This is a genomic window from Streptomyces viridiviolaceus (genome assembly GCF_014650995.1).
GTDB classification, from domain to species: domain Bacteria; phylum Actinomycetota; class Actinomycetes; order Streptomycetales; family Streptomycetaceae; genus Streptomyces; species Streptomyces viridiviolaceus.
On sequence record NZ_BMWA01000011.1, the window covers coordinates 1 to 26,155 of the forward strand.

At 70.7% G+C, this 26,155-nt stretch carries 23 protein-coding genes; 13 read left to right on the forward strand and 10 right to left on the reverse strand.

What is annotated here, in order from left to right:
* The 5 genes from IE260_RS17180 to IE260_RS17200 form a co-directional block, all read right to left on the reverse strand.
* The coding region (locus IE260_RS17180) for an ATP-binding cassette domain-containing protein (protein WP_189872759.1) at positions 1 to 263 on the reverse strand (263 nt) is incomplete at its 3' end.
* Between the two features lie 26 nt (positions 264 to 289).
* Entirely contained in the window at positions 290 to 1,327 is a 1,038-nt protein-coding gene (locus tag IE260_RS17185) for an ABC transporter ATP-binding protein (RefSeq protein ID WP_189872761.1), read from the reverse strand.
* Positions 1,328 to 1,398: 71 nt separating this feature from the next.
* Positions 1,399 to 2,379, reverse strand: coding sequence for an ABC transporter permease (locus IE260_RS17190; RefSeq protein WP_189872763.1), 981 nt, complete (start codon positions 2,377 to 2,379; stop codon positions 1,399 to 1,401).
* A gap of 102 nt (positions 2,380 to 2,481) precedes the next feature.
* Positions 2,482 to 4,242 (reverse strand): ABC transporter substrate-binding protein, encoded by a 1,761-nt coding sequence (locus tag IE260_RS17195; RefSeq protein ID WP_189872765.1) that lies wholly within the window; start codon positions 4,240 to 4,242, stop codon positions 2,482 to 2,484.
* 79 nt (positions 4,243 to 4,321) lie between these two features.
* Entirely contained in the window at positions 4,322 to 5,350 is a 1,029-nt protein-coding gene (locus IE260_RS17200) for an ABC transporter permease (RefSeq protein ID WP_229880843.1), read from the reverse strand.
* Positions 5,351 to 5,842: 492 nt separating this feature from the next.
* Between IE260_RS17200 and IE260_RS17205 the strand changes: the two genes are divergently transcribed.
* The 5 genes from IE260_RS17205 to IE260_RS17225 are packed head-to-tail and all read left to right on the forward strand — an operon-like array spanning position 5,843 to position 11,461.
* Complete coding sequence (locus tag IE260_RS17205) at positions 5,843 to 7,468, forward strand: peptide ABC transporter substrate-binding protein (RefSeq protein ID WP_189872767.1); 1,626 nt, start codon at positions 5,843 to 5,845, stop codon at positions 7,466 to 7,468.
* A gap of 7 nt (positions 7,469 to 7,475) precedes the next feature.
* Positions 7,476 to 8,399, forward strand: a complete 924-nt coding sequence (locus IE260_RS17210) for an ABC transporter permease (protein WP_189872769.1) — start codon at positions 7,476 to 7,478, stop codon at positions 8,397 to 8,399.
* Positions 8,392 to 9,393: an ABC transporter permease gene (locus IE260_RS17215; RefSeq protein WP_189872771.1), complete on the forward strand. Its 1,002-nt coding sequence runs from the start codon at positions 8,392 to 8,394 to the stop codon at positions 9,391 to 9,393. Before IE260_RS17210 ends, IE260_RS17215 begins: the two co-directional genes overlap by 8 nt.
* Positions 9,394 to 9,402: 9 nt before the next feature.
* Positions 9,403 to 10,386 (forward strand): ABC transporter ATP-binding protein, encoded by a 984-nt coding sequence (locus IE260_RS17220; RefSeq protein WP_189872773.1) that lies wholly within the window; start codon positions 9,403 to 9,405, stop codon positions 10,384 to 10,386.
* Positions 10,379 to 11,461, forward strand: coding sequence for an ABC transporter ATP-binding protein (locus IE260_RS17225; protein WP_189872775.1), 1,083 nt, complete (start codon positions 10,379 to 10,381; stop codon positions 11,459 to 11,461). The genes IE260_RS17220 and IE260_RS17225 overlap by 8 nt, the downstream gene beginning before the upstream one ends.
* A 128-nt stretch (positions 11,462 to 11,589) precedes the next feature.
* Here IE260_RS17225 and IE260_RS17230 read toward each other — a convergent pair whose 3' ends face one another.
* Positions 11,590 to 13,704: a S9 family peptidase gene (locus IE260_RS17230; RefSeq protein ID WP_189872777.1), complete on the reverse strand. Its 2,115-nt coding sequence runs from the start codon at positions 13,702 to 13,704 to the stop codon at positions 11,590 to 11,592.
* A gap of 189 nt (positions 13,705 to 13,893) precedes the next feature.
* Here IE260_RS17230 and IE260_RS17235 point away from each other — a divergent pair, with 189 nt between their 5' ends.
* The 4 genes from IE260_RS17235 (at position 13,894) to IE260_RS17250 (ending at position 18,168) form a co-directional block, all read left to right on the forward strand.
* Positions 13,894 to 14,088: a hypothetical protein gene (locus tag IE260_RS17235; RefSeq protein ID WP_189872779.1), complete on the forward strand. Its 195-nt coding sequence runs from the start codon at positions 13,894 to 13,896 to the stop codon at positions 14,086 to 14,088.
* Between the two features lie 285 nt (positions 14,089 to 14,373).
* The gene (mshB, locus tag IE260_RS17240; protein ID WP_189872781.1) at positions 14,374 to 15,243 is read left to right on the forward strand and encodes an N-acetyl-1-D-myo-inositol-2-amino-2-deoxy-alpha-D-glucopyranoside deacetylase; all 870 of its coding nucleotides are present in this window, start codon (positions 14,374 to 14,376) and stop codon (positions 15,241 to 15,243) included.
* The gene (locus IE260_RS17245) at positions 15,240 to 15,668 is read left to right on the forward strand and encodes a DUF6113 family protein (protein WP_189872783.1); all 429 of its coding nucleotides are present in this window, start codon (positions 15,240 to 15,242) and stop codon (positions 15,666 to 15,668) included. Before mshB ends, IE260_RS17245 begins: the two co-directional genes overlap by 4 nt.
* Before the next feature lie 163 nt (positions 15,669 to 15,831).
* Positions 15,832 to 18,168 carry a hypothetical protein gene (locus tag IE260_RS17250; RefSeq protein ID WP_189872785.1) on the forward strand — a complete coding sequence of 779 codons (2,337 nt, stop codon included), beginning with the start codon at positions 15,832 to 15,834 and terminating at the stop codon, positions 18,166 to 18,168.
* 204 nt (positions 18,169 to 18,372) lie between these two features.
* Here the strand turns inward: IE260_RS17250 and IE260_RS17255 are convergent, their stop codons facing one another.
* Positions 18,373 to 19,224, reverse strand: a complete 852-nt coding sequence (locus IE260_RS17255; RefSeq protein ID WP_189872787.1) for a transglutaminase-like and tetratricopeptide repeat-containing protein — start codon at positions 19,222 to 19,224, stop codon at positions 18,373 to 18,375.
* A gap of 26 nt (positions 19,225 to 19,250) precedes the next feature.
* Positions 19,251 to 20,261: a GNAT family N-acetyltransferase gene (locus IE260_RS17260; RefSeq protein ID WP_189872789.1), complete on the reverse strand. Its 1,011-nt coding sequence runs from the start codon at positions 20,259 to 20,261 to the stop codon at positions 19,251 to 19,253.
* 140 nt (positions 20,262 to 20,401) lie between these two features.
* Here IE260_RS17260 and fdxA point away from each other — a divergent pair, with 140 nt between their 5' ends.
* Both fdxA and IE260_RS17270 read left to right on the forward strand, forming a co-directional pair.
* A complete protein-coding gene (gene fdxA, locus IE260_RS17265) occupies positions 20,402 to 20,719 on the forward strand; it encodes a ferredoxin (RefSeq protein ID WP_004926152.1) in 318 nt (105 codons plus the stop codon).
* Between the two features lie 153 nt (positions 20,720 to 20,872).
* Positions 20,873 to 21,967, forward strand: a complete 1,095-nt coding sequence (locus IE260_RS17270) for a bifunctional succinyldiaminopimelate transaminase/glutamate-prephenate aminotransferase (protein WP_189872791.1) — start codon at positions 20,873 to 20,875, stop codon at positions 21,965 to 21,967.
* 147 nt (positions 21,968 to 22,114) lie between these two features.
* Here the strand turns inward: IE260_RS17270 and IE260_RS17275 are convergent, their stop codons facing one another.
* On the reverse strand, positions 22,115 to 22,564 hold the full coding sequence (locus IE260_RS17275; protein WP_189872793.1) for an ATP-binding protein: 450 nt from the start codon (positions 22,562 to 22,564) through the stop codon (positions 22,115 to 22,117).
* Positions 22,565 to 22,871: 307 nt separating this feature from the next.
* Positions 22,872 to 23,831: a VldE C-terminal domain-containing protein gene (locus IE260_RS17280; protein ID WP_189872794.1), complete on the reverse strand. Its 960-nt coding sequence runs from the start codon at positions 23,829 to 23,831 to the stop codon at positions 22,872 to 22,874.
* Positions 23,832 to 23,915: 84 nt separating this feature from the next.
* On the opposite strand from IE260_RS17280, the gene dapE reads away from it, so the two are divergent.
* On the forward strand, positions 23,916 to 24,995 hold the full coding sequence (gene dapE / locus IE260_RS17285) for a succinyl-diaminopimelate desuccinylase (protein ID WP_189872796.1): 1,080 nt from the start codon (positions 23,916 to 23,918) through the stop codon (positions 24,993 to 24,995).
* 120 nt (positions 24,996 to 25,115) lie between these two features.
* Positions 25,116 to 25,874, forward strand: a complete 759-nt coding sequence (locus tag IE260_RS17290) for an LOG family protein (RefSeq protein ID WP_189872798.1) — start codon at positions 25,116 to 25,118, stop codon at positions 25,872 to 25,874.
* Positions 25,875 to 26,155 lie beyond the last annotated feature (281 nt).

Here is a 26,155-nt window from a genome sequence, read left to right on the forward strand (position 1 = left end):
CGCTTGGCGTGGGAGATGTCCTGGCCCTTGTACAGGATCTTCCCGCCCGTCGGCTCCAGCAGGCGGGTGATCAGCCGGCCGGTCGTCGACTTGCCGCAGCCCGACTCACCGACCAGGCCGAGGCTCTCGCCCTCGGCGACCTGGAAGTCGACCCCGTCGACGGCCTGGACGGCGCCGACCGTGCGCGGGATCGGGAAGCCGCCCTTGACCGGGAAGTGCTTGGTCAGACCGCTGACGTCCAGGAGCGGTTCCGCGTTGCTCATGATGGTGAAGTCCCGTCTCTTGTACGTCAGTTGTGCCGAGCGCCGGCGAAGTCGGCGAAGAGTTCCCTGCGCTGCTCCGGCGGCAGGTGACAGGCCGAGCCCCGGCCGTCGACCACGTCCAGCAGGGGCCGCTCCGTGGAGCAGCGTCCGCCCGGCACCTTCTCGACGAAGGCGCACCGGGGGTGGAAGCGGCAACCGGAGGGCGGGTTGAGCAGCGAGGGCGGCGAGCCCGGGATCGGCGACAGGGGAACGTCCACCGGTCCGTCCAGGCTCGGCATGGAGCTCATCAGGCCCAGGGTGTAAGGGTGCTGCGGAGTGCGGAGGACCTCGTGCTTGGTGCCGCGCTCCACACACCGGCCGCCGTACATCACCAGCACGTCGTCCGCGATGTCGGCGATGACACCGAGGTCGTGGGTGATGAAGATGATGGCGGTGCCGAACTCCTGCTGGAGGTCCTTGAGCAGGTCCATGATCTGCGCCTGGACCGTCACGTCGAGGGCCGTGGTCGGCTCGTCCGCGATCAGCAGCTCGGGGTCGCAGACCAGCGCCATCGCGATCATCGCGCGCTGGCGCATACCGCCGGAGAACTGGTGCGGGTAGTCGTCCACCCGCACGTCCGGCTGCGGGATGCCCACCCGGCGCAGCATCTCGATCGCCCGCTCCCGGGCCTCCTTCTTGGAGGCACCGGTGTGCTTGCGGTACGTCTCGCCGATCTGCTTGCCGATGGTGTGGTACGGCGACAGCGAGGCCAGCGCGTCCTGGAAGATCATGGACATCTTGTTGCCGCGCAGCCGCTCCAGCTCCCGCTCGGAGGCGGTGAGCAGGTCCTTGTCGTCGAGGACGATCTCGCCCTCGATGGCCGTGCGGTCCCGGTCGTGCAGGCCCAGGATCGTCAGGTTGGTGACCGACTTGCCCGAGCCCGATTCGCCCACGATGCCGAGCGTCTTGCCCTTGGCGAGATCGAAGGAGAGCCCGTCGACGGCCTTAACGATGCCGTCCTCGGTGGAGAAGTGGACCTTCAGGTCCCTGACGGAGAGGAAGGGCTGCTGATCGGTGCTCGTCACGGGGACGCTCCAGGAGGTGATGCGGGGGGTCGCCGGGTGGGGCGGTGGGAAGTGGCGGCTGCGGGCGGAGGTCAGGCGAGCCGGATTCGCGGGTCGATGAGGGCGTAGACGGCGTCGACGATGATGTTGAAGAACACGATCGCGCCGGCCGCCAGCACGGTCACACCCAACTGCATGGGCAGGTCGCTCTGGTCAACGGCCTGGATCGCGAGCCGGCCCACGCCCTGCAGGGAGAAGACCGACTCGGTGATGATCGCGCCGCCGATCAGAACACCGAGGTCGATGCCGAAGATGGTGACGATGGGGCCCATCGCGCCACGCCAGGCGAACCGGAAGAAGACGTTCGACCGGGACAGGCCCTTGGCCCGGGCGGTGCGGACGTAGTCCTCGTTGAGCTGTTCCACCAACTGGGAGCGCGTCATCCGGGTGTAGTTGGCGGTGAAGATGATCGACAGCACCAGCCAGGGCAGCAGCAGTCCGGAGAACCATGCGGCCGGGTTCTCGGTGAGCGGCGTGTACGACGGCTGGCTGAGGATGCCGAGCTGCGCGACCAGGAAGTACATCGCGATGTAGCCGACGAAGTAGATCTGCAGCGAGGAGCCGAGCAGCGACACGGAGCTGGCGAACTTGTCCAGGAACCTGCCCTGCTTGACGGCGGCGAGCATGCCGGCGCCGACACCGACGATCAGGAAGACGACGGCCGAGCCGAAGGCGAGCGAGAGGGTCAGCGGCAGCCGGTCCATGATCGTGCCGAAGACGGGCTCGCTGTTGGCGAAGGAGTAGCCGAGGCAGGGCGCGTCGCAGTAGCCGTACCCGCCGTAGTCGCGGCCGGCGAAGACGCCCACGAGCCAGTGCCAGTACTGCATGATGATCGACTCGTCGATGCCCAGGTTCTGCCGGATCTGCTCCAGCGCCTCCGGCGTGCAGTTCTTGCCGCAGGACATCATCGCGGGGTCACGCGGAACTGCGTAGAAGAGCCAGAAGGTGACGGCGCTGATGATCAGCAGGATGACCATCGCGCCGGAGACTCGGCGGACTAGGAAGCGGAGCATGGGGCGTGACTTTCCGGACGGGGCGCCGTCGCCGGGGTGAAGGGGGGTGGGCCCCTCGGGGCGGCCGTGCGGGTGGTGGCCGCCCCGAGGGATCGTGCGCGCTTACTTCTTGACGTACATCTTGCAGAGGGCGATGCACGTGTTGCCGGCGTCGTACACGACGTTGCCGATCTTCGATCCGTACATCCAGTTGCGGATGGAGTGGTAGTCCGGGACGACCGGCGCCAGCTCCATGATCTGGCGGTCGATGGCGCCCCAGGCCTTGTTGGCCTCCTCCGGGTTGGTGATCTTGGATGCCGCCTCGATGGCCTTGTTCACGCCCGTGTCGTTGAGCTGGGCGTAGTTGTTGCGGCCGTCACCGATGTTCTCGCCGTGCCAGCAGGGGTAGAAGACCGAGTAGCCGTTCGGCCAGTCCGGGCTCCAGCCGGCGGCGAACAGGTCGTACTCGTTGTCGATCTTGCCGATCTGCGTGTAGAAGGTCGACTTGTCGACCTGCTTGTTGACGACCTCGAACCCGGCCGCCTCCAGGGCGTTCTTGATCGCGACGGCCTGCTTCACGGCGTTGTCCGACTGCTGGTACGCGATGACCAGCTTCTGGCCGACCTTGCCGGCCTCCTTCAGCAGCGCCTTGGCCTTGGCCGGGTCGCCGCCGGGCTTCTTGGTCGTGCCGTACAGGTCGAACTTCTCGTGGCCGGGGGTGACCGGGCTGAGGATGGTGGTGGCGATCTCGGTGCTGGCGGCGCCGCCGCGGATCGTCTGCAGCTGCTGGTGCGGCCAGGCGTAGTTGATGGCCTGGCGGACCTTGACGTCCTTGATGCGGGTGGTGTTGATCGGCCAGTAGTAGGTGACCGTGTCGACCTGGGTGAGGACGCGCTTCTTCAGCTCGGCGTTGGTGAGCACCTGGGCGATGCGCTCGGCGGCGACCTCGTTGAAGATCACCATCGAGTACTGGTCGTTGCCCTTGTCCGCGATGAAGCGGTCGGTGGAGGCCAGCGGCTGGAAGCCGAACTGGAAGACGAACTTGTCCGGGTAGGCGTTGCGGATCGAGTCCGTCTTCGGGTCCCAGTGCTCGTTGCGCACGTAGGTCATCGACTTGCCGACCTGACGGCTCTCGATCTTGTACGGACCACAGGAGAACGGGCGCTTGTCGTACTTCTCCTTGGTGTCGTGCTTCTTCGGCACCAGGGAGTAACCGCGCATGGCGAGGGTGTAGTTGAAGTCACCGTGCGCCTCGTTGAGGCGGAAGGTGATGGTCTTGCCGTCGATCTCGATCGAGTCGAGGTGCTTGCCCTCGTAGGGGCCCTTGTACTTGTCGCCGCCCTCGAGCCACGACTGGACGTAGATCGGCCCCTCGGTGACGAACGAGGCGAAGAGGCGCTCGAAGGTGTGACGGAGGTCGTCCATGGTGACGTCCGAGCCGTCTTCCCACTTCAGGCCGTCCTTCAGCGTGAAGGACCAGGTCTTGCCGCCGTCCTTCATCGTGCCGGCGTCGGTGGCGGCGTCGCCGACGAGGGTGCAGCCGCCCTTGTCGTCGATCTTGTAGCCCGTCAGACCGCGCATGATCGGCACGGTGATGGCGGCCTCGGTCGAGACGTAGATCTGCGCCGGGTCCATGTGGTCCATGTCGAACTGGTCCAGCGAGTACGCCGTCCCGCCCTTCACCGCGCCCTTGACCTCGGGGGCCGGGCCGGTCGAGTCGGCCTTGGTACCGACCGGGATGTTCATGGTCTTGCTGCCGCTGACCTTGGGGGCGTCGTTCTTGGCGGAACCGCCGCCGCCCTCGCCGCCGCACGCGGTCAGGACCGAGGACGAGGCCGCGACCACGCCGGTGGCGATGAGGAAGTTTCTACGGGAGAAAGACATGGGACACCTGCCAGAAGAGGGCAAACGGGACGGTTGGGCCGGCCGGACGGCGTTGAACGAGCCGGATGGAACGAACGGTTCAGCGCTTGGACTTCGGGTCGAGCGCGTCGCGCACCGAGTCGCCGAGCAGATTGAAGGCGAGGACGAAGATCACCATCGACAGGCCCGGGAAGAGCATGAAGGTGATGTCCTCGGTGTAGAACTGGGCGCCGCGCTGGATCATGACGCCCCAGTCCGGGGTCGGGTCGATGATGCCGACGCCGAGGAAGGCCAGGCCGGCCTCGGCGGTCACGAAGGCCGGGAGCATCAGCGTGGACTGGATGATGATCGGCGTCCACAGGTTGGGCAGCAGTTCCTTGAAGACGATCCGCCACGGCGACGCGCCGGTGACCTTGGCCGCCTCGACGAACTCCCGCTCCCGCAGGCCGAGTACCTGGCCGCGCAGCAGCCGGGCGAGGGAGGCCCAGCCGAACACCGCGAGCACCAGGATGAGCGAGACCGCCCGTAGCGCGGTCGGGATGTTCTCGTCGTCGGCGACGAAGAGGCCGTAGACGACCGGCATGAAGGCGATGAAGAACAGGGTCGACGGGAACGACAGGAGGATGTCGATGACCCGGCCGACGAAGTAGTCCGTCCTGCCGCCGAGGTAGCCCGCCGTGACGCCGACGACGACGCCCACGACGCAGGTCAGCAGGGTGGCGGCCAGGGCGATGCCCAGCGAGGTGCGGATGCCGTAGAGCAGGAAGGTGAAGACGTCACGGCCGAGCTGCGGCTCGATGCCGAACCAGAACTCCGAGCTCATGCCGCCGTTGGGGCCGGCCGGGTACGCGAAGGCGTTGAGCAGTTCCGGACGCTCGCTGGCGTACGTGGTGTACGGGTCCTTGCCGTAGACCTTGGCGATGAGCGGGGCCGCGAGCGCGATCGCGAAGAAGAAGATCACGATGCAGGCGGATATGACGCCCGTGCGGTCTCGCTTGAAGCGCTTCCAGGCCAGGCGGCCGGGAGAGCGGCTCTCGCTGCCCTTGGGGGTGGCGGGCGCGGGCGACCTGTCGACGCTCTCGTCGGTCACCTCGAGCGGGGCAGCCGCTGATGGAGTTGGGGGGGTCATGGTGCTCCTGGCCCAAGGGAGGGTCTGATGACTCCGCAGGGCACACTCCCCTACGGGCTACGCCGGACTTTTTCAACGCAATTCGCTCAAGGTCAATAAAATCCGGGTCGGCTTGGCTTTCTCTTTACTTTCTTTGCCTTCCCTTGATCACTTCGTAGCTACGCGGGTAGCGTGCTGTGATCGATCCGTGCCTTATGTCGGGCCAATTACGCTAATCGGGCAACGTGTTCGATAAGCGGACGCCAAGTCGTCGAGATGTGTACACCTCGGGTCCGCAATCCAACGGTTCGGCATCGGTTCGTGAGGACCCGTTGCGTCGACTGTTCGAGATCCTTTGTGGCGGGGTATGCGGATTCGCCTGCTCCGCCCGTGGGTGTCGGCGTCCGAGTGGAGGGGTCCTCCAAAGGGAGGTATGCGTGTGCGAGGGGCACCTTTTGCGCTGATATTGGCCGGTAATGGATCAGTGGACGAGTCAGGGCACGAGGAGGCACCATGCGCGGAGCCACGCACGCCAAAAGGGCCGCATGCACGGCGGCGGTAGCCCTCGCGGCGGCGGCCTGCGGAGGTGGGGGAGGCGGCAGCGGCAGTGCCGCCGTGCTCAGTTCCTCGTGGGGTGACCCGCAGAACCCGCTGGAGCCCGCCAACACCAACGAGGTGCAGGGCGGCAAGGTCCTCGACATGATCTTCCGGGGGCTGAAGAAGTACGACCCGGACACCGGCGAGGCCCAGGACATGCTCGCCCAGAAGATCGAGACCTCCGACTCGCAGAACTTCACGATCACCGTCAAGGACGGCTGGACGTTCAGCAACGGCGAGAAGGTGACCGCACAGTCCTTCGTCGACGCCTGGAACTACGGCGCCAGCCTGAGGAACAACCAGCGCAACGCCTACTTCTTCGGCTACATCGACGGCTACGACAAGGTCCACCCCGCGGACGGGAGCAAGCAGAGCGCCGACACCCTGTCCGGACTGAAGGTCACCGGCCCGCTCACCTTCACCGTCAAGCTCAACCAGAAGTTCTCGTCGTTCCCGGAGACCCTCGGCTACGCCGCCTTCGCCCCGCTGCCCCGCGCCTTCTTCGACGACCACGACGCCTGGCTGAAGAAGCCGGTCGGCAATGGTCCGTACATGGTGGACAACTACACCCGCGGCTCCCAGATGTCCCTGCGCAAGTGGGAGGAGTACCCCGGCGCGGACAAGGCCCGCAACGGCGGCGTCGACCTGAAGGTCTACACCGACAGCAACACCGCCTACACCGACCTGCTGGCCGGCAACCTCGACCTGGCCGACGACGTCCCGGCCGCTCAGCTGAAGAACGTCCGGAGCGACCTCGGCGACCGCTACATCAACACCCCGGCCGGCATCATCCAGACGCTCGCCTTCCCGTACTACGACCAGAACTGGAGCAAGGAGGGATCGGAGAAGGTCCGCAAGGGCCTGTCCATGGCGATCGACCGCGAGCAGATCACGAACACGATCTTCCAGAAGACCCGCACCCCCGCCACCGACTGGACCTCACCCGTGCTCGGCGAGGACGGCGGCTTCAAGGAGGGCCTGTGCGGGGAGTCCTGCGAGTACCGGCCCGACGAGGCGAAGAAACTGATCCAGGAGGGCGGCGGGCTGCCCGGCGGACAGGTCAAGATCACCTACAACGCCGACTCGGGCTCCCACAAGCAGTGGGTCGACGCGGTCTGCAACTCCATCAACAACGCCCTGGGCAACGACCGAGCCTGCGTCGGCAACCCGGTCGGCACCTTCGCCGACTTCCGCAACCAGATCACCGGCCGGAAGATGAGCGGCCCGTTCCGCGCCGGCTGGCAGATGGACTACCCGCTCATCCAGAACTTCCTCCAGCCGCTCTACTACACCAACGCCTCCTCCAACGACGGCAAGTGGTCCGACAAGGAGTTCGACGACCTCGTCGACCAGGCCAACGCCGAGACCGACACCGCCAAGGCCGTCCGGACCTTCCAGCAGGCCGAGGAGGTCGTCCGGGACGACATGGCCGCCATCCCGCTCTGGTACCAGAACGGCAGCGCCGGCTACTCGGACCGGCTGTCCGACGTGAAGCTCAACCCGTTCAGCGTCCCGGTCTACAACGAGATCAAGGTCGGCTGAGGGCGTCATGGGACGGTACGTCGTCCGGCGGCTGCTCCAGATGATCCCGGTCTTCATCGGGGCCACGCTGCTGATCTTCCTGATGGTCAACGTGATGGGCGACCCCATCGCCGGCCTGTGCGGTGAACGGGAGTGCGACCCGGCGACGGCCGCCCAGCTGAGGAAGGAGTTCGGCCTCGACAAGCCCGTGTGGCAGCAATACCTGACCTACATGGGCAACGTCTTCACCGGCGACTTCGGCACCGCCTTCAACGGCCAGCCGGTCACCGAGCTGATGGGGACGGCCTTCCCGGTCACCATCCGCCTGACGATCGTGGCCATCGTCGCCGAGATCGTCATCGGCATCACCCTCGGCGTCGTCACCGGTCTGCGCCGCGGACGCCCCGTGGACACGACGGTGCTGGTGCTCACCCTCGTCGTCATCTCCGTCCCCACCTTCGTCACCGGCCTGCTGCTCCAGCTGCTGCTCGGCGTCAAGTGGGAGTGGATCAGGCCGTCGGTCTCCCCCGAGGCCCCCTTCGACGAGCTGATCGTCCCCGGCCTGGTCCTGGCCTCGGTGTCGCTGGCGTACGTCACCCGGCTGACCCGCACCTCCATCGCGGAGAACCGGCGCTCCGACTACGTCCGCACCGCCATCGCCAAGGGCCTGCCCCGGCGCCGGGTCATCACCCGGCACCTGCTGCGCAACTCCCTCATCCCGGTCGTCACCTTCATCGGCACCGACATCGGCGCCCTCATGGGCGGCGCCATCGTCACCGAGCGGATCTTCAACATCCACGGCGTCGGCTACCAGCTCTACCAGGGCATCCTCCGGCAGAACACGCAGACCGTCGTCGGCTTCGTCACCGTCCTCGTCCTGGTCTTCCTGGCCGCCAACCTCCTCGTCGACCTGCTGTACGCCGTACTCGACCCGAGGATCCGCTATGCCTGAGCAGCCGCCGTACGAACCAGAGCGCGCCATCGCCGGCACCGGTACGGGCGGTCAGATGGACCTCGCCGCGAGCGAGGCGACGACCCTGGAAGGGACCCCGGACGGACCCGGGGGATCCGGGCCGGGGGGGTCGTCCGACCTCGGCGGCCGGCCGCGCAGCCTGTGGTCCGACGCCTGGCACGACCTGCGCCGCAACCCGGTCTTCATCATCTCGGGCCTGGTGATCCTCTTCCTGGTCGTCATCTCCGTGTGGCCGTCCCTGATCGCCCCCGGCAACCCGCTCCACTGCGAGCTGTCCAAGGCTCAGGAGGGGTCCCAGCCCGGCCATCCCTTCGGGTACGACGGGCAGGGCTGCGACGTCTACACCCGCACCGTCTACGGCGCCCGCACCTCGGTGCTGGTGGGCGTCCTCGCAACCCTCGGCGTCGCTGTCCTCGGCAGCGTGCTCGGCGGGCTCGCCGGGTTCTTCGGCGGCGTCGGGGACTCGATCCTGTCCCGGATCACCGACGTCTTCTTCGCCATCCCCGTCGTCCTCGGCGGTCTGGTCCTGCTGTCCGTCATCACCAGCAACACCGTCTGGCCGGTCATCGGCTTCATCGTGCTGCTGGGCTGGCCGCAGATCTCCCGCATCGCCCGCGGCTCGGTCATCACCGCCAAGCAGAACGACTACGTCCAGGCCGCCCGCGCCCTCGGCGCCTCCAACTCCCGGCTGCTCCTGCGGCACATCGCGCCCAACGCCGTCGCCCCGGTCATCGTCGTGGCGACCATCGCGCTCGGCACCTACATCGCGCTGGAGGCCACCCTGTCCTACCTCGGCGTCGGGCTGAAGCCGCCCAGCGTGTCCTGGGGCATCGACATCTCCGCCGCATCCCCCTACGTCCGCAACGCCCCGCACGCCCTGCTGTGGCCCTCCGGAGCGCTGGCGGTCACCGTGCTCGCGTTCATCATGCTCGGCGACGCGGTGCGCGACGCCCTCGACCCGAAGCTGAGGTGAGCCGCCGTCATGCTGCTCGAAGTGCGTGACCTGCACGTGGAGTTCCACACCAGGGACGGCGTCGCGAGGGCCGTCAACGGCGTCAGCTACGCGGTGGAGGCGGGCGAGACCCTCGCCGTGCTGGGCGAGTCCGGCTCCGGCAAGTCCGTCACCGCCCAGGCGGTCATGGGCATCCTCGACATGCCTCCGGGCCGGATCACCGCGGGCGAGGTCCTCTTCGAAGGCCGCGACCTGCTGAAGCTGAAGGAGGAGGAACGCCGGAAGGTCCGTGGCGCCGAGATGGCGATGATCTTCCAGGACGCGCTGTCGTCCCTCAACCCCGTGCTCACCGTCGGCGACCAGCTCGGCGAGATGTTCACCGTGCACCGCGGCATGTCCAGGAAGGACGCCCGCGCCAAGGCCGTCGAGCTGATGGACCGGGTACGGATCCCCGCCGCCCGGGAGCGGGTGCGGCAGTACCCGCACCAGTTCTCCGGCGGTATGCGCCAGCGCATCATGATCGCCATGGCGATGGCCCTGGAACCCAAGCTGATCATCGCCGACGAACCGACCACCGCCCTCGACGTCACCGTCCAGGCGCAGGTCATGGAGCTGCTCGCGGAACTCCAGCGCGAGTTCCGCATGGGGCTCATCCTGATCACCCATGACCTGGGCGTGGTCGCGGACGTGGCCGACAAGATCGCCGTGATGTACGCGGGCCGGATCGTGGAGTCGGCCCCGGTACACGACATCTACAAGGCGCCGGCGCATCCGTACACCCGCGGTCTGCTCGACTCCATCCCCCGGCTGGACCAGAAGGGCCGGGAGCTCTACGCCATCAAGGGCCTGCCGCCCAACCTCACCCGCATCCCGCCCGGCTGCGCCTTCCACCCCCGCTGCCCGATGGCCCAGGAGGTCTGCCGCACCGACGTACCACCGCTCTACGACGTCACCGAGTCGGACGCGGAACGCGGGAGCGCCTGTCACTTCTGGAGGGAGTGCCTGCATGGCTGAGCCCATCCTCGAGGTCCGCGGCCTCGTCAAGCACTACCCGCTGACCCGGGGCATCCTCTTCAAGAGGCAGATCGGCGCGGTCAAGGCGGTCGACGGCGTCGACTTCCACCTCGACCGCGGCGAGACCCTCGGCATCGTCGGCGAGTCCGGCTGCGGCAAGTCGACGGTCGCCAAGATGCTGGTCCATCTGGAGCGGCCGACGGCGGGGGAGATCCGCTACAAGGGCGAGGACATCACCCGGCTGTCCGGCAAGGCCCTGAAGGCGGTCCGGCGCAACATCCAGATGGTGTTCCAGGACCCCTACACCTCCCTCAACCCGCGGATGACGGTGGGCGACATCATCGGGGAGGCGTACGACATCCACCCCGAGGTGGCTCCCAAGGGCGAACGTCGCAAGCGGGTCCAGCACCTGCTGGACGTCGTCGGCCTCAACCCCGAGTACATCAACCGCTATCCGCACCAGTTCTCCGGCGGACAGCGCCAGCGCATCGGCATCGCCCGCGGCCTCGCCCTGCGCCCCGAGATCATCGTCGCCGACGAGCCGGTCTCCGCCCTCGACGTCTCCGTCCAGGCACAGGTGATCAACCTGCTGGCACGGCTCCAGGACGAGTTCGACCTCTCCTACATCTTCATCGCCCACGACCTGTCGATCGTCCGGCACATCTCCGACCGCGTCGGCGTGATGTACCTCGGCCGCATCGTGGAGACCGGCCGGGACGCCGAGATCTACGACCACCCCACGCACCCCTACACCCAGGCGCTGCTGTCCGCCGTGCCCGTGCCCGACCCGGAGGCCCGGGAGCACCGTGAGCGGATCATGCTGACCGGCGACGTCCCGTCCCCGACCGACATCCCCTCCGGCTGCCGCTTCCGCACCCGCTGCTGGAAGGCGCGGGAGCGCTGCGCCCTGGAGGTGCCGGCGCTCGCGGTCCCCGAGGAGTTCCGGGACACCTCCGGGCCTGCGGCCCACGACTCGGCGTGCCACTTCGCCGAGACCCTGCCGATGTGGCGCTCCGCGCCGGGGCGGGCGGTGCCGCCCGAGGAAGGCGGCGAGCACGGCAGCGGGCCGGAGTGACATGGCGCACTCCGGCCCGCTCACGGCACCCGCACGGCCGTACGCTGCTGAGCATCGCGCGTCCGTATATCGGTGCCGCTTCCGGGAAGTTGCCTGCGTGTTAACGAAGTTCGTGCGCGTTTGCGCCGCTATGCCAGGGCGCGCTTGAGGAAGTCCACCTGGAGCAGGAGCAGGTTCTCGGCGACCGACTCCTGCGGGGTCATGTGCGTGACGCCCGACAGGGGCAGTACCTCGTGCGGGCGGCCGGCCGCCAGCAGGGCCGAGGACAGGCGCAGGGAGTGGGCGACCACCACGTTGTCGTCCGCCAGCCCGTGGATGATCATCATGGGACGGTGCGGCTCGGCGGCGTCGACCAGGCCCGCGTCGTCGATCACCGAGTTGCGGCGGTAGACGTCCGGCTGCTCCTCCGGGTGGCCGACGTAGCGCTCCTGGTAGTGGGTGTCGTACAGCCGCAGGTCGGTGACCGGGGCGCCCACGATCGCCGCGTGGAAGACGTCCGGACGGCGCAGTGCGGCCAGGGCCGCCAGATAGCCGCCGAAGGACCAGCCCCGGATGGCGACGCGGCTCAGGTCGAGCGGGAAGTCGGCGGCCAGGGCGTGCAGCGCGTCCACCTGGTCCTGGAGGACGACCGCGGCCACGTCGTCCTTGATCGCCTTCTCCCAGGCGGGCGACCGCCCCGGAGTGCCGCGCCCGTCGGCGACGACCACCGCGAAACCCTGGTCGGCGAACCACTGCGAGGTGAGGTGCGCGTTGTGCGCGGCCACCACGCGCTGGCCGTGCGGACCGCCGTAGGGGTCGAGCAGGACCGGCAGGGAGGTGTCACCGTGGTAGTCCGTTGGCATAAGCACGGCGCACGGGACACGGCGTGCGCCCCCCTGGGTAAGGGTCACGCGCGGGGACAAACCGGGATCTTCGGCGTAAGAGGCGACGACCGCCAGCTGCTTCCCGTCCCGCAGTACCTGGGCCCTGGCGCCCGGCCTGGCCGGCGTGGCGGAGACGAGAACGGTCACGCCCCCGGCGCGCACCGCCGAATGCACGCCGGGCTCCTGCGACACCCGCTCCACGCCGAGTTCGTTCACCCGGTACACGTGCACTTCGCCCGTCTCCGGATCGGCCGCCTCTTCGCCCGCCGACGCCGAAACCAGCACGTCGTGGTCGGAGACGTCCAGTACCGCCCGCAGATGCAACTGCGCTCCGGTGAGCGGCCGTTCACCGACCGCCAGGACCCGCGCGCCGCCCTCGTCGGCGATCCGCACCAGCTGCCCGGAGGGGCTCCAGCAGGGCACTCCGGGGAACAGTTCCAGCCAAGTTGGATCTTCGTCGGCGTGCACCATCCGCGTCGTCCCCGACTCCGCGTCCACGGCCAGGAACAACTGACTGCGCTGGTCGCGCGCCTGTACGAGCAGCAGCGGCGCACCCGCCGCTGACCAGTGCACTCGCGCCAGATACGGGTACCGCGCCCGGTCCCAGACGACCTCCGTGCGCCCCCCGTCCAGGCCGATCACGAACAGCCGCACGTCCGCGTTGGCGGTACCCGCCGCCGGATACGGCACGTGTTGTGGATCACGCTCCGGGTGGGCCGGGTCGGAGATCCACCACCGCTCGACCGGCGTGTCGTCCACGCGTGCCACCAGCAGCCGGTCCGACTCGGGGGACCACCAGAAGCCCCGCTGCCGCCCCATCTCCTCGGCGGCGATGAACTCGGCCAGCCCGTACGAGACCCCCTCCGCGTCGGGTCCGGCCAGCACCCGGTCGTCCCCGCCCTCGGCCCCCACGACCCGCAGGGCGCCCTGTGCGACGTACGCGATGTGCCGTCCGTCGGGGGAGGGCCGCGGGTCGATCACGGGGCCGGGAACGGCCAGCTCCCGTGCCGTCCCGGCCCGCAGCTCGGCCGCGAACAGCCGTCCTGACAAGGCGAAAGACGCCAACTCGACGGCCGCGTCGGTGGCGTATCCGACGATGCCGGCGCCACCCTCACGGCTGCGCTCACGGCGCGCCCGCTCCTCGGGTGACAGGTGCTCCTCCGCACCGCCCAGGAGGGCGCGCGGGTCGGCCGCCACGCGCTCCCCGCCGTCCGGAACGTCCAGGACCCACAGCGAATTCGCCCGGTCCGTACCGGAAGAGGAGCGCAGGAAGGCGACACGGGAACCATCGGGTGCCACGGTGAACGAACGCGGCGCGCCGAGCGTGAACCGCTGGGTGCGGGCGTGCCGTTTGGGGAAGGAGTCGGACTCGATCGTCATGCCCCGACCATATTGGCCATGCGCCCCCTTGTGCGGCTGTGCGCCGATCGATGCGCGCGTACGGATAGTTATGATCACTAGCGCATAGTGGGTATCAACCAGGTGCCCGCTGTGTGGATTTATCTGCCCCCATGGTTCCGACTGCGTCCGACCCCCCATGTCCCTGGGTTCCTTTGGAGGTGAGCCGCCGTGGCACTCTCGATTTCGGCGGTGGTGCTGCTGGCGATCATCGTCTTCTTGCTGATCAAGAAGTCAGGACTGAAGGCGGGGCATGCGATCGTCTGCATGCTCCTCGGCTTCTACCTCGCCTCCTCGACCATCGCACCCACGATCAGCGAACTGACGTCGAACATCGCGGGCATGATCGGCAGCATCAACTTCTGACGGGACGGGGACGCCCGGAGCGGGCGTCCCCGACGGTCGGCCGCGTACGCCGGGGACGAACTCCGCCCCGGCGCCCGGCGTGAGGGCGAGCCGGGCCCGCATGCTCTTCGCGTCCCGCCACCCTGAGTTCAGGTGCCGGGTCGCGTTCGAGGATCGCTGCCCGGGCCGTACGCGCTGCGACGAACCGCTCCACCACCTTCCGTATCGGAGCCGTCACGATTCGCCGTGCGGGTGGGGACCGCGCCAGGTGAGGGGAACGGGAGAACGCCTCGTAGGGTGGAGTCCATGACGGAACTGCCCGCCCGGCGTCTGCTGCTGGTGCACGCGCACCCGGACGACGAGTCGATCAACAACGGCGTCACCATGGCCAGGTACGCGGCCGAAGGCGCCCACGTGACGCTGGTGACCTGCACCCTCGGCGAGCGGGGCGAGGTCATCCCGCCCGGCCTCGCGCATCTGACGGGGGCCGCCCTGGGCGAGCACCGCCTGGGTGAGCTGACGGCCGCCATGCGCGCGCTCGGCGTCGAGGACTTCCGGCTGCTCGGCGGACCGGGCCGGTTCACCGACTCCGGGATGATGGGCCTGTCCGACAACGACGACCCCGACTGCCTCTGGCAGGCGGACGTCGACCGGGCCGCCGCCCTCCTCGTCGAGGTGATCCGTGAGGTGCGCCCGCAGGTCCTCGTCACCTACGACCCCGACGGCGGATACGGCCACCCCGACCACATCCAGGCGCACCGCATCGCCATGCGCGCCGCCGAACTGGCCGCCGAGGCCGGCTGTCCGATCGCCAAGGTCTACTGGAACCGGGTTCCGCGCCCGGTCGCCGAGCGGGCCTTCGCCCGCCTCGACGACGACCTGCCCGGCCTGCCCTTCGCCAAGGCGGCCGGCGTCGAGGACGTGCCGGGCGTCGTCGGCGAGGAGCGGATCACCGCCGAGATCCGCGGCGACGGGACGGCGTACGCCGGCGCCAAGGCCGCCGCGATGCGCGCGCACGCCACACAGATCACGCTGGCCGAACCGTACTTCGCGCTCTCGAACGAGCTGGCTCAGCCGGTCTTCACCACCGAGTACTACGAACAGGTGCGCGGCGAGCGAGCGGTCGTCGACGGGCGTGAGAGTGACCTGTTCGCCGGAATCGGGGAGGCGTCATGAGCGACCGGACCGCACCCGCGAAGGACGGCTCGATGCTCGCGCAGCCGCTGCGCCCGCCCTCCCCCGGCAGGATCGTCCTCTACCTCGGTCTCTTCGTCCTGGGCGCCGTGGTCGGCGCGGCCGGGGCCCTGATGCAGTCCGCGTGGTTCCCCGGCGGCCTGCTGCTCGCCCTGGCCGCCGAGGCCGGCCTGTGCGTCGGCGCGGGCCGGGCCGTCGGCCGCAGGGGCGGGGCCGTCGCGCCCGCCGTCGGCTGGGCGCTCGCCGTGGTGCTGCTCACCACCAGCCGTCCGGAGGGCGACTTCGTGTTCGCCGCGGGCAGCGGCTCCTATCTCTTCCTGCTCGGCGGCATCGCCGTCGCTGTGATGTGCGCCACCCTCGCGCCGGTGCGGCAACCGGACGGCGACGCCGCCCGACTTGGCAAGTGACGTACCACTTCGCCATACCGTGGGCGTGCGAGTCCGGTGATGGTTTCCCCAGCGGTCATGGGATACACGCGAGAAGCGGCCAGTATGGTGGTGCGCGCCGCCGAGCCGCCCGCTTGAGAAATCGTGACGTGACGGGCGGCGGAGCCAACCGGGAGAACCTGCCTTGAGTCGTGAAACTGACAGTCCGTCCTCCGGGCCCCACGGGCGCGGCGGAGCCGCATACCCCTCCGGCACGCCGCCGTACGGGACCCCGACGGCTTCCGGCGACGGTGCGGACGCGGGCCGTTCGGCCACGCGGCCGGATGAACGCAAGACCGAGACGACGCTGACGACCCGGATCCGGATCAACATCCCCGGGTCGAGGCCGATTCCGCCGGTCGTCGTGCGCAAGCCCGTCGCGGACGCCGAGAGCGGCGAGGGCGACCCGGAGCCGACCGAGTCCTCCGCGCCGGGCAGCGTCACGCCGAGCGTCCCCGCGCCCTCGGCCGCCGTCGAGTCTCCCGCCGAGCACCCCCCGTCCGCCGAGGAGAAGCCGACCAGCGACTGGTTCGCGCCCCGCAAGTCGTCGGCGGGCAAGGGCGGTCAGGGCGGCGGCCCCGCCAAGACCCCCGGGCCGGCGGGCGGTTCCGGTGCGCCCGGCGCGCCGGGAGACCCCGGTGCCTCGGGCGCGGGTACGGGCGCCGGTGCTTCCGGTGCCGGTGCGCCCGGCGGTGCGCGGCCGGGTGCCGGCGGCGGACGCCCCGGTGGCGTGGTCGGCTCCATGAACGTGCCGGGCGGCTCCCGGTCCGGCTCCACCAACGGTGCGGGCCTGCCCGGAGCGACCGGCGGCCCCGTGGCGCCCGGTCACGGCGGCGGCACCGGCTCCTTCGACGTGACCGAGGCCCTGGCGTCGGGCCCGCTGGGCAATGGAACGCGCCCGGGGGCCGACGCCGGCGGCGAGCCGCGCCGTGACGACCTGCCGTACTTCTCGGAGAACGGACGCGACGACCGGAAGGCGCCCGGCGGGCGGAACGGTCAGGGCCCCATGGGACCGACCGGCGGCCCCGTCACCGGAGACGGCCCGCTGCCGGCGCAGCCCGGTGGCGGACGGCCCCGCGGGACCGGTGCGCCCGCCGTGCCGCCGGTACCCGGCGTACCCGGGTTGTCCGGCGAGCCCAAGGGCCTGCGCGGCCCCGGCGGCCAGGCCGGTCCCGGAACACCGGGCGGCCCGGGCGGACCGGGTGCTGCCGGCGGCCCCCGGACCATGGGCGGCCCCGGTGCCATGACCGGCACGGGCCCCGGCGCCGGCCGCGGCCCCGGCGGTGGGCTGAGCGACGACACCGCGATCCTCACCCCGCAGAAGCCGGCCCCCGAACCGCCGGGCGGTGCGCTCGGCTTCGGCAACCCGGACAACGTCTCCGGGAACACCCTCACCAGCGGCATCCCCGTCGTACCCAGCGACCGGAACGTGCCGTTCCAGGGTGGAGCGCCCACCGACGGGCCGCTGCCGCACACGCCGCCGAAGCTGCCCGAGCCGGTCTCGCCGCCCCCGGCGGGCTCCGCCAGGCCGCCCAAGAAGAAGGGGCGGAACAAGCTCGCGCTGCTGGGCGGCGGCGTGATCGCCATCGCCGGTGTCGCGTACGGTGCCGGGCTGCTGATGAACCACTCCGACGTGCCCAAGGGCACCACCGTGCTCGGCGTCGACATCGGCGGCGGCACCCGCGACGACGCCGTCGAGAAGCTGGACGACGCCCTCGCCGCCCGGGTGAACAAGCCGCTGAAGCTCACGGTGGGCGGCGAGAGCGTCTCGCTGAAGCCGGAGCAGGCGGGCCTGCAGTTCGACGCGCAGGCCACGGTCGGCACGGCGGCGCAGAGCGACTACAACCCCGTCTCCGTGATCGGCTCGCTCTTCGGCAACCACCGGGTCGTCGACCCGGTCATGCCCGTCGACGAGGAGAAGCTGCACGCCGCCCTCCAGGACGCGGCCGGCGGCGCGGGATCGGTGACCGAGGGCACCATCGAGTTCAAGTCCGGCAAGGCCGTTCCCGTGTACGGCAAGGCGGGCAAGGGCATCGACGTCGCCAAGTCGACGGAGGCGGTGGAGGAGGCGTACCGCACCCAGGTCGAGACCGGCACCTCCACCCCGGTGAACGTCCCCACGACCGGCCGGCAGCCGACGGTCTCCAGGGCCGAGGTCGACCGGATGATGAAGGAGTTCGCCGAGCCGGCGATGTCCGGCCTGGTCACGGTCCGGACCGACGCCGCGCACACCGTCTCGTTCAGCCCCGAGAAGTCGCTGTGGAAGTTCCTCGGCGTCAAGGCGCAGAACGGCAAGCTGGTCGAGTACTACGACACGGCCGCGCTGCAGAAGCTCTACGGCGACACCTTCGACGGCGTGCTCATCACCCGCGCCACCGGCCAGAAGACCCCGGTCACCGTCCAGGACGTGATCGGCGCCCTGCGCCCGGCGCTGAAGAGCACGGGCAACCGCATCGGCGTCATCGACACCGACCCCAGCTGACGCGCGTCCACGAGGGGCACCCGGCGCACACCGGGCGCCCCTCGCCGGCTGCCGCCGCCTGAGGGCAGTCGCGCCTCCCCCAGTGGCTGGACGGCCTGGGAGGTACCCCCAGGGCGGCACGGGTGGGCGCTGGGGGCACAACCCCCTCCGGGGGAGGCTCCTCGCAGCGCCGAGCGGCGTCCGCCCCGCCCGCACGGCAGACGTTCAGTTCAGCATCGCCCGCGCCGCCCGGGCCTCCGCCCGCACCCGCTCTGCGGCCACCTCGTCCACGGCCCCCACCACCTCCGCGTACGCGTCCAGCTCCACGGCCCCCGCCACGAACTCCCCCCGCTGCACCAGCAGCTGTGCCCGCTCGTACCGCAGGCGCGCCGGATGCGAGGGCAGCAGCAGGGCCAGATCGACGGCCCACAGCCCCACGTCCGACCGCTCGGGGCGGGCCGCGGCCCACGCCCGGATGTTGTTCAGGACGCGCGACACGACGTCCAGCGGCGCCGCCGGCTCGAGCATCGACGGATGCAGGGGCGCCCCCGTCGCCCCGGCCACCAGCATCTCCGCATCGCCGCCGGTGAGCACCCGCCCCCCGTCGAACGGATCGGCGAGCACCTGCCCCTCCTGGGGCCCGAAGCCGACCACGAAGTGCCCCGGCAGCGCGACCCCGTACACCGGGGCCCCCGCCCGCCGGGCCACCTCCAGCCACACCACCGACAGCAGGATCGGCAGGCCGCGCCTGCGTCGCAGCACCTCGTGCAGCAGCGACGACTCCAGGCGCCGGTAGTCCGCTGCGACGCCGTGGAACCCGTACCGCTCGCCGAGCAGGTCCCGCAGCGCCACCGCCCAGGCCCGCGGCGTGCCCGGCCGGAACGGCAGCTGTCCGGCGAGCCGGTCGAGCTCCATCTGCGCGGCGTCCAGGCCCGCCTCGTCCAGCGTGCCGTCCGCCTCCGCGCCCACCAGCAGGCACAGCGCGGACAGATCGGGCCGCTCGGAGCGCGCCTCCTCGGCGAACCGCCGACGCAGCTCGGCGGAACGTTCGGGCGGTGGGGGATGGGGGTGACGCATAGCTGGCTCGTGCCCTCTCGAGGCGATCAGTACCGGTCCGTCCCGGCGGTTTCGGGCTCGCGGTAGTGGTGGTACGCGTGGTGCGCCGTGAAGCCCATCCCGGCGTACAGCGCCCGAGCCGCCGCGTTGTCCGTCTCGACCTGGAGCCAGGCGGCCGACGCGCCCTCGTCGAGCGCCCGCCGGGCCAGCGCGCCCAGCACGGCGGTGGCGAGCCCCCTGCGCCGCTGCGCCGGATCGACCTCGACGGCTGCGAAGGAGGCCCATCGCCCGTCCACCACGCACCGCCCGATCGCGGCCGGCGCGTCCTCGCCGGGCACCGTCGCGAACCACACCGACGGGCCGCTGCCCAGCACCCGCAGCGCCACATCGCTCACACCCTTGCGCTGGTACCGCGCGAGCCACGCCTCGTCCGCCTCCCGGGAGAGGACCACACCGGTCCCCTCCGCCCGGTCGGCGACCGGTGCCAGCGCCCCGATCCACAGCTCGGCCGTCACCTCCCGGACCCAGCCCCGCCGCTCCAGCTCGGCGCACAGCAGCTCCTGCGTGCCCTCGGCGCCGGTGGCTGTCTGGATGTACGCGGGCAGTGCCCGCTCGCCGTACCAGCGCCGTACGGCGGCCAGCGCCTCGTCGAGCGGCAGGCTGGGATCACCGAGCGGGAGCACCGAGTTGGCCCGCCGGGTGAACCCGGAGGCCGCCCTCAGCTCCCAGTCGCCGAGCCGTTCGCTCTCCACCGGCCGCCAGGCCCGCGAGGCGACCCGCGCCAGCTCCTCGTACGAGGCGGCGGGTCCGCGCCGACGCGCCGGAGCGGACGGCACGACTTTCCCCGCGACCAGGGAGGATTCCGCGATACGGACGGTCTCGCCACTCTTCCGTGTGATCAGCAGCACACCGTCGTCCCATGATGTGAGAACACCGACCGTGTCGGTGAACTTCTCACCCGTGACACCAGCATGGCTCAAGCGCCGTACGGAGACTCGTTTGCCCACGTCAGCAGCGGTGATACGGACCTCAAGACGCCCGGCGGCAGAGATTTCCACGGGTCGGTTCACCCCTCCTGTTCGGATCATGCCCAAGAACGGAGATACTAGGGGCGGGCATCGACGACGCCGCGCTCCCGCGCGCCAGGCGGCGGAGCCTGAGGAGGCCCGCCAGCGCCCTATCGAGGAGGAACGACAGCGTGACCTACGTCATCGCGCAGCCTTGTGTCGACGTGAAGGACAAGGCGTGCATCGAGGAGTGCCCGGTCGACTGCATCTACGAGGGCCAGCGGTCCTTGTACATCCACCCGGACGAATGCGTCGACTGTGGTGCCTGTGAGCCGGTCTGCCCGGTCGAGGCGATCTTCTACGAGGACGACACTCCGGAGGAGTGGAAGGACTACTACAAGGCGAACGTCGAGTTCTTCGACGAGCTCGGCTCGCCCGGTGGCGCCAGCAAGCTGGGGCTGATCGAGCGCGACCACCCCTTCATCGCCGCGCTGCCGCCGCAGGCGTAAGTACCCGGGCGGCCCGGAAGCGGCCCGCACCCGTGCCGCCTCGGTCCCGTACGGCCTGAATCGACCCCCGCGTCGGTCGCCGTACGGGACCGAGGCGTTTGCCGTGGGACGGCTGTACGAGGGCTCGTCCGCAGCAGAAAGTGAGCCAGAACCGTGTCCGCAGTCTCCGACCGACTCCCCACCTTCCCCTGGGACAAGCTGGCGCCGTACAAGGCGACGGCCGCCGCCCACCCGGACGGCATCGTCGACCTGTCCGTCGGCACCCCGGTCGACCCGGTCCCCGAGCCGATCCAGAAGGCCCTGATCGACGCGGCGGACTCCCCGGGCTACCCGACCGTCTGGGGCACCCCGGCACTGCGCGACGCGATCACCGGCTGGGTCGAGCGCCGTCTCGGCGCCCGTGACGTCACCCACCACCACGTCCTGCCGATCGTCGGCTCCAAGGAACTCGTCGCCTGGCTCCCGACCCAGCTCGGCCTCGGCCCCGGCGACCGGGTGGCCTTCCCGCGCCTGGCCTACCCGACGTACGAGGTCGGCGCGCGCCTGGCCCGCGCGGAGTACGAGGCGTACGACGACCCGACCGAGCTGGACCCGGCGGGCCTGAAGCTCCTCTGGCTGAACTCCCCGTCCAACCCCACGGGCAGGGTCCTGTCGAAGGCCGAGCTGACCCGGATCGTCGGCTGGGCCCGCGAGCACGGCGTCCTGGTCGTCTCCGACGAGTGCTACCTGGAACTGGGCTGGGAGGCCGACCCGGTCTCGGTGCTGCACCCGGACGTCAACGGCGGTTCGTACGACGGACTGGTCGCCGTGCACTCCCTCTCCAAGCGCTCCAACCTGGCGGGCTACCGCGCGGCCTTCCTGGCCGGCGACCCGGCCGTCCTGGGCCCCCTCCTGGAGGTCCGCAAGCACGGCGGCATGATGACGTCCGCGCCGACGCAGGCGGCCGTGGTGGCGGCCCTGGGCGACGACGAGCACGTCCGCGTCCAGCGCGAGCGCTATGCGGCCCGCCGCACCGCCCTGCGCGACGCCCTCCTCGGCCACGGCTTCCGCATCGAGCACAGCGAGGCCAGCCTCTACCTGTGGGCGACCCGCGACGAGTCCTGCTGGGACACGGTGGCCCGTCTGGCCGAACGCGGCATCCTGGTCGCACCCGGCGACTTCTACGGCCCGGCGGGCGACCGCTTCGTCCGCGTGGCCTTCACTGCGACGGACGAGCGGGTCCGCGCGGCGGTGCAAAGGCTGGCCTGACGGCCCGGCCGCAACGGCGCCTGCCGTGCCCACAGTGCCGGGAGCCGGTCGACGGACCCCGGAGCACCGACGCAGGCACGCACGACGACGGGGCCCGGGGAACGAACCCCGGGCCCCGTCGCAGTACAGCCGGCGGCAGGCCGACCGTCAGCCGAGCGGCAGCCCCTTCGCCGGCAGCGTCTTGGCCGGCAGCGTCTTGGCCGGCAGGGTCTTGGCCCCGGGCAGCCCGCCCTTCGTGGCCGAACCCGCCGTGTCGCCGACGAGGTCCCCCGCGGAGCCGGCCGCGTCCCCGGCGGTCTTCTGCGCGGCGGGCGTGGCCTTCTTGACGACCGAGCCACCGGTCTTGCCGACCGCCGGCACGGCCTTCTTGACGGTCTTGCTGCCGGTGTCGCCCGCGGTCCCGGTGACGTTCTGGGCAGCGCTGTCGACGGTGTTGCCGACGTTCGCCCCGTCCAGGGCGGTCATGCCGCCGAGGTTGGGGGTGGCCGGCAGCTCGGGAGCCGCACTGGCGGAGCCGGCCGCACCGACCCCGGCAGCCGCTCCCGCTGCGACGAGCAGCGCGGCACGGGCGATCCGGCGGGTCAGGGGGAGGGACATGATGCTCCTTCGACGGGAGTGAACGATGGGGTGGACCGCCCCGGCTCTTGATCTACCGGGCTCGGACGCAGTGACTACCGCTCGAGGACCGCGAAGGTTGCGGCGGCACAACGTAAAGAGTTGGCAATGCGTCGCATTATCGGTTGCGCAGAAAAGCGGGCAAAAGGGGTACGGTCGCAAAGTCTGCCGAATCCTTACAGCTCTTTGTTCCCATGGGCTCGCGCCGATTCGAGGGTGACGGCGCGAAAACCTGCACGCCCCGCCGGCCGTATGCCGCGCGGATGACTCGCCCGGGTGAACGGTCGCACTACCGCGCGGTCGTGATCCGGACCGATCCCGCCGCCCGCTCCGCACCCGGAGCGCCGTCCGTTCCCGTCGGGTGCCACCGGCTGTCGGTGTTCCCGGCGGTCCACTCCCGGCCGGCGTACGAGACCCGCTCGATGCGCAGCGCGGAGGCGTTGGCCACCGCCCAGTGCGCGAGCTGCCAGCCGCGCCGCTCCGGGTCCGGCTCCGCGTCCGAGCCCGTCCCGGTGGGCAGCGTCACCGTCCGCCCGTCGGAGCCGCCCGACGGCGAGGGCGCCGACGAGCCGCCCGCCTGCACGCCCACCGGCTGGAGCACATCGCGCCCGAAGTCCCGGACGAGGGCGTCGCGCACCGCGTCCGGCCCCTCGGCCCGGCTCGCGCCCGGGCGCCCCGCACAGGTCAGCGTGGCCGCGGACCGTCCGGTCAGGGCGGCGGCGAGCAGGGTGGCGTCCGGCTCGTGCTTGGCGTACGCCTGCGGGAAACCGCTGCGCTGCACGCGCTGTGCCGCGACGGTCAGGGGCAGCCGCGTGTAGCCGGGGACCTCGACCAGATGGTCGTAGAACTTCCCCGCCGCGTACGCCGGGTCCATGATCTCCTTCGGCGTCCCCCAGCCCTGCGAGGGCCGCTGCTGGAACAGCCCGAGCGAGTCCCGGTCGCCGTGGTCGATGTTGCGCAGTGCCGACTCCTGCAGCGCGGTCGCCAGCGCGATCGTCACGGCCCGTTCGGGCAGGTTGCGTCCGGTGCCCACGGCGGTGATCGTCGCCGCGTTCACCGCCTGCTCCGGGGTGAACTCGTACGTCGCGCCGTCGTCGTCGTCCGAGACGACCTTGCAGCCCGGCGCGCCGGTGCCGCCGGTGATGTACTGCACCACGAGGTAACCGGCGACCGCGAGCAGGACCACGAAGGCCGCCCCGATTCGGAGGAGGCGGCCGCGGCGTTTGCGGGGTGGGGACGGCTGAAGCACGCGTACAAGGTACTGGAGGGCACTGTGGGTTCTGCGCCGGGTGCGGACAGTGCCCGGACGGCCCGGGGCGTTAGGGTCGGATCCATGGCCGATACCCCGCTTGACCTCACGCTGGACGCCGCGGAGCTCACCGCCCGGCTCGTCGACTTCCCCTCCGAGAGCGGTACCGAGAAGCCGCTGGCGGACGCGATCGAGGACGCGCTGCGCGCGCTGCCGCACCTCACGGTCGACCGGTACGGCAACAACGTCGTGGCCCGCACGAACCTGGGCCGCGCGGAGCGCGTGATCCTGGCCGGCCACATCGACACCGTCCCCATCGCCGGCAACGTCCCCTCCCGGCTGGACGAGGACGGCGTCCTGTGGGGCTGCGGCACCTGCGACATGAAGGCGGGCGTCGCGGTGCAGCTGCGCATCGCGGCGACGGTGCCGTCCCCCAACCGCGACCTGACCTTCGTCTTCTACGACAACGAGGAGGTCGCCGCCGACCTGAACGGTCTCAAGCACGTGTCCGAGGTCCACCCCGAGTGGCTGGAGGGCGACTTCGCGGTGCTCCTGGAACCGTCGGACGGCCAGGTGGAGGGCGGCTGCCAGGGCACGCTGCGGGTGCTGCTGAAGACGACGGGCGAGCGGGCGCACTCGGCGCGCGGCTGGATGGGCTCCAACGCGATCCACGCCGCGGCCCCGATCCTCGCGCGCCTCGCCGCGTACGAACCTCGCTACCCGGTGATCGACGGCCTGGAGTACCGGGAGGGCCTGAACGCGGTCGGCATCTCGGGCGGCGTGGCCGGCAACGTCATTCCCGACGAGTGCGTGGTGACCGTCAACTTCCGCTACGCCCCGGACCGCACCGAGGAGGAGGCCGTGGCCCACGTCCGCGAGGTCTTCGCGGACTGCGGGGTGACGGAGTTCGTCGTCGACGACCACAGCGGCGGGGCCCTGCCCGGCCTGTCCCACCCGGCGGCGGCCGCCTTCATCGAGGCGGTGGGGGGCACGCCCCAGCCGAAGTACGGCTGGACGGACGTGTCCCGGTTCTCGGCGCTCGGCATCCCGGCGGTCAACTACGGGCCGGGCAACCCGCACTTGGCGCACAAGCGCGACGAGCGGGTCGAGGTGGCCAAGGTCCTGGCGGGGGAGGAGCGCCTGCGCTCCTGGCTGACGGGCTGAGCCGCCTGACCTGCTTGATCGTGTTTACGGCGCTTCATGGCGGACATGCTGAGGTCCCCCGTACGTAACCCGCGTAGATCTACGCTGATGCGGAAGAACAGCAAGACGGAGGGAGCGCACATGCCTACCGGCAACCCCGAGGGCAAGAAGCAGCCACCGGAGGAGCAGCGCCTTGGACCGGTCCTCCGGCGGCGGGGCCAGGTCCAGGCGAGCACCACGGACCAGCGCCTGCTGGACGAGCGCGCTCCCACGGACTGGGTCCACACCGACCCCTGGCGGGTGCTGCGCATCCAGTCGGAGTTCATCGAGGGCTTCGGCACGCTCGCCGAACTCCCGCCCGCCATCAGCGTCTTCGGCTCCGCCCGCACGCCGGTGGACTCGGCGGAGTACGAGGCCGGCGTCCGCCTCGGCCGCGGCCTGGTGGAGGCGGGCTTCGCCGTCATCACGGGCGGTGGTCCGGGGGCCATGGAGGCAGCCAACAAGGGCGCCTGCGAGGCGAAGGGCATCTCGGTCGGCCTCGGCATCGAGCTGCCGTTCGAGCAAGGGCTGAACCCCTACGTCGACATCGGCCTGAACTTCCGTTACTTCTTCGTCCGCAAGATGATGTTCGTCAAGTACGCACAGGGCTTCGTGGTCCTGCCCGGCGGCCTCGGCACCCTCGACGAGCTCTTCGAGGCCCTCACCCTGGTGCAGACCCAGAAGGTGACCCGCTTCCCCATCGTCCTGTTCGGCACCGACTACTGGGGCGGCCTGATCAAGTGGCTCCGCGAGACCCTGGTGGCCCAGGGCAAGGCCGCGGAGAAGGACCTGCTCCTGTTCCACGTCACGGACGACGTGGACGAGGCAGTGGCCCTGGTCTCGAAGGAGGCGGGCCGCTAGCCCGCCCCACCTGCCCGAGGTTCCGCGAGGGGGCTGTCACGACGGCCTGCAAGGGGGCTGGGCGTGACGGCCTTCGAGGGCCTGGGGCGATGGACTGCCAGGGTGTCGGACGTGCTGGCACACCAGGGTTCGCCGGGTGTGACGGCCCGAGAGGGGTCCGGGCGCGATGGCCTCCGAGGCCCCCCGGGGGCGTGGCGGCCTGCAAGGGGTCCGGGTACGGCGAGCTCTTGGGGGCCCGGGGCGGAGCCCCGTGAGGGGTGCAGGGGACGGAACCCCCGCCG